Annotated in this window: 2 protein-coding genes; both read left to right on the forward strand. The window is 40.5% G+C overall.

The window, feature by feature from the left end; all coding sequences use genetic code 11:
* Positions 1 to 63 precede the first annotated feature (63 nt).
* Complete coding sequence (gene flhB, locus AC52RT_RS10965) at positions 64 to 1143, forward strand: flagellar biosynthesis protein FlhB (protein ID WP_495540777.1); 1080 nt, start codon at positions 64 to 66, stop codon at positions 1141 to 1143.
* Positions 1144 to 1171: 28 nt separating this feature from the next.
* Positions 1172 to 3208 carry a flagellar biosynthesis protein FlhA gene (flhA, locus tag AC52RT_RS10970; protein ID WP_495540778.1) on the forward strand — a complete coding sequence of 679 codons (2037 nt, stop codon included), beginning with the start codon at positions 1172 to 1174 and terminating at the stop codon, positions 3206 to 3208.
* Positions 3209 to 3221: the final 13 nt, after the last annotated feature.

Consider the following 3221-nt stretch of genomic DNA (forward strand, 5'->3'; position numbering starts at 1 on the left):
CATCTATTTGACTATTTGCTCGTCACGCTTAGAGGGTTGATGCAGCTGATCGGAGGATCATAAATGGCACTCAACCTTGATTTACAATTTTTCGCAGGGGAAAAGACAGAAAAAGCTACGCCGAAGAAAAAACAGGATTCCCGGAAAAAAGGTCAAGTGGCCAAAAGTCAGGATATTAATACGGCAATCACATTACTCGCCGTTTTTATGGTTTTGATGGTTACCGGTGCGTCTATGCTCGATGCATTTTTGCGGTTAATACGACATGCCTTTCGTTCCTATATGCTTATGCCTGTAACTGAGGAAAGTGTCTTGCTTCTGTTAACAGAGGTGATTATAGAAATAGCGAAGATTTTGGCACCGATTTTAGGTGTGGCTCTTCTTTCTGCTGTAGCCTCGAATTTTTTACAAATAGGTTTCCTATTTTCGACTGAATCGATCCAGTTTAAACTGGATAAAATTGACCCAATTAAAGGATTTAAACGAATTTTTTCTATGCGTGCTATTGTTGAATTATTAAAATCGATCCTAAAAATCTCCTTCGTTGGTCTGGTTACATTTTGGGTCATCTGGGGTCGGATGGATGAAATAATGACCCTGTCTCAGAAAACAGTCGCAGCTGCCATGGCGACAATCGGCGATATTACAGTAAGAGTCGGATTGTATGCATCCGTTGCGTTACTGTTTTTATCCCTACTCGACTATCTTTATCAAAAATATGACTTTGAAAAAAATATCCGGATGTCCAAACAAGATATCAAGGATGAATATAAAAATATTGAAGGCGATCCACTGATTAAATCAAAAATTAAACAAAAACAGCGAGAGATGGCCATGCAGAGAATGATGCAGGAAGTTCCGAATGCGGATGTTGTGATAACTAATCCTACGCATTTTGCAATAGCCCTGAAATATGATGAACAAAAATCTGATGCTCCATATGTTGTAGCAAAAGGGGTCGATTTTGTTGCTCAGAAAATCAAATTAACGGCGAAGGAACATGACATTATTATGATGGAAAATCGTCCCTTGGCTCGATCACTATATGATCAAGCAGAAATCGGCCAGGCAATACCTGAGGAATTTTTCAAGGCGGTTGCGGAGATACTCGCGTTTGTGTACAAGACAAAAGGAAAAATTTAAACGCGGCCACAGGTGAGGAGAGAAGAGAATGTCAGCTAGAGATTTTCCCGTATTAGTCGGTGTGATCATGATTGTAGCTATGTTAATTGTACCACTGCCGACCTGGCTAATAAGTATTTTAATTTTAGTAAATATATCTCTTGCACTCCTTGTATTGTTAAATACGATGAATATGAGGGAACCGCTGGAGTTTTCAATTTTCCCGTCCCTTTTACTCCTGTTGACTCTTTTTAGATTAGGCCTAAATGTGTCAACTACTCGTGCAATTCTAACGCATGGTGAAGCCGGCGGTGTAGTTGAGGTGTTTGGATCATTTGTAGTCGGAGGAAATGTAGTAGTAGGTTTAGTTGTGTTTCTTATTCTCATTATTATTAATTTTATTGTTATTACGAAAGGTTCAGAGCGAGTGTCGGAGGTAGCGGCACGGTTCACACTCGATGCGATGCCTGGTAAGCAGATGAGTATTGATGCAGATCTAAATGCAGGTATGATTTCAGAAATAGAAGCACGTGAGAGACGGGAAAAAGTCGGCAGAGAAGCGGACTTTTATGGTTCGATGGATGGTGCGAGTAAGTTTGTTAAAGGTGATGCGATAGCGGGGATTATTATCGTTATCATTAACTTGATATTCGGGATGATTATTGGTGTCATGCAGCTTGAAATGAGTATGGGCGAAGCAGCAGTGCACTTTTCCATGTTGACAGTGGGTGATGGAATAGTTAGTCAGATTCCTGCACTATTAATCTCGACAGCAACAGGTATTACAGTGACACGGGCTGCATCGAAAGGAAATCTTTCCAATGATATCATTTCACAATTACTCTCTTATCCTAGTATGTTATACGTCACAGCAGGAACCATGTTTTTCTTGGGACTCTTTACACCTATTCCAGAGATCATCACCATCCCGCTGGCAGGAATTATTGCGTATGGCGGATACCAAATTACAAGAACACCCAAACAGGATATCAAACAAATAGAAGAAACAGAAGAAGAAATTCAAACAGATGAAATGAAGAGTCCTGAAAGTGTTGTCAACTTGTTAAGTGTTGACCCAATAGAGTTTGAGTTTGGATATGGGCTGATTCCTCTTGCTGATGCCAGTCAAGGGGGGGATTTACTCGATCGTGTCGTAATGATTAGACGTCAGCTGGCTATTGAACTTGGGCTTGTGATCCCGGTTGTCAGAATCAGGGATAATATTCAATTGAATCCCAATGAATACAGATTAAAAATCAAAGGGAATGAAATGGCGAGGGGTGAATTATTGCTCGATCATTATTTAGCAATGAGCCCTGGGGTCGACGATGAATCAATAGAAGGTATTGATACAATTGAACCGTCTTTTGGACTTCCCGCTAAATGGATTGCAGAAGATATGAAAGAAAATGCAGAAATGATGGGGTACACTGTTGTGGATCCGCCAAGCGTTGTTTCGACCCACCTGACAGAAATTATTAAAGGGAATGCTCACGAGTTGTTAGGACGTCAAGAAACCAAACAACTAATTGATCATCTGCGTGAAACAGCCCCAATTCTTGTAGATGAAGTCACACCCAGTCCGTTATCAATCGGCGAAGTACAAAAGGTTCTATCCAAGTTATTAAAGGAAAAAGTTTCGATTAGAAATTTACCGATCATTTTTGAAACACTAGCGGATTATGGGAAAATCACTTCAGATGCCGATTTATTGAACGAATATGTACGCCAGAACCTTGCAAGGCAAATAACCAACGCATTGTCTGTTGGCAATGACAGTCTGAAAGTGGTTACATTGTCCGGGCGAGTTGAGAAAATAATTGCCGATGCGGTTCAGCAGACTGAGCACGGAAATTATTTATCGCTTGATCCAAATGATTCACAGCTAATACTTGAATCAATTGCATCAAAATTGGAGGAGTTGACCTTGATGGAGCAGTCACCCATAGTTTTATGTTCTCCTGCTGTGAGAATGTATGTCAGGCAGATGACGGAGAGGTATTTTCCACAGGTGCCGATTCTTTCCTATAATGAATTAGAAGCCAATGTTGAAGTTCAGAGTGTTGGGGTGGTGAATGTGGAGTGAAGGTGAAAAAATA

It is taken from the genome of Peribacillus sp., from assembly GCF_059453735.1.

What these genes read in the sequence shown, in the direction of transcription:
- flhA (WP_495540778.1), top strand. Translation starts at nt 1,172, where the DNA reads ATGTCAGCTAGAGATTTTCCCGTATTAGTCGGTGTGATCATGATTGTA.
- flhB (WP_495540777.1), top strand. Translation starts at nt 64, where the DNA reads ATGGCACTCAACCTTGATTTACAATTTTTCGCAGGGGAAAAGACAGAA.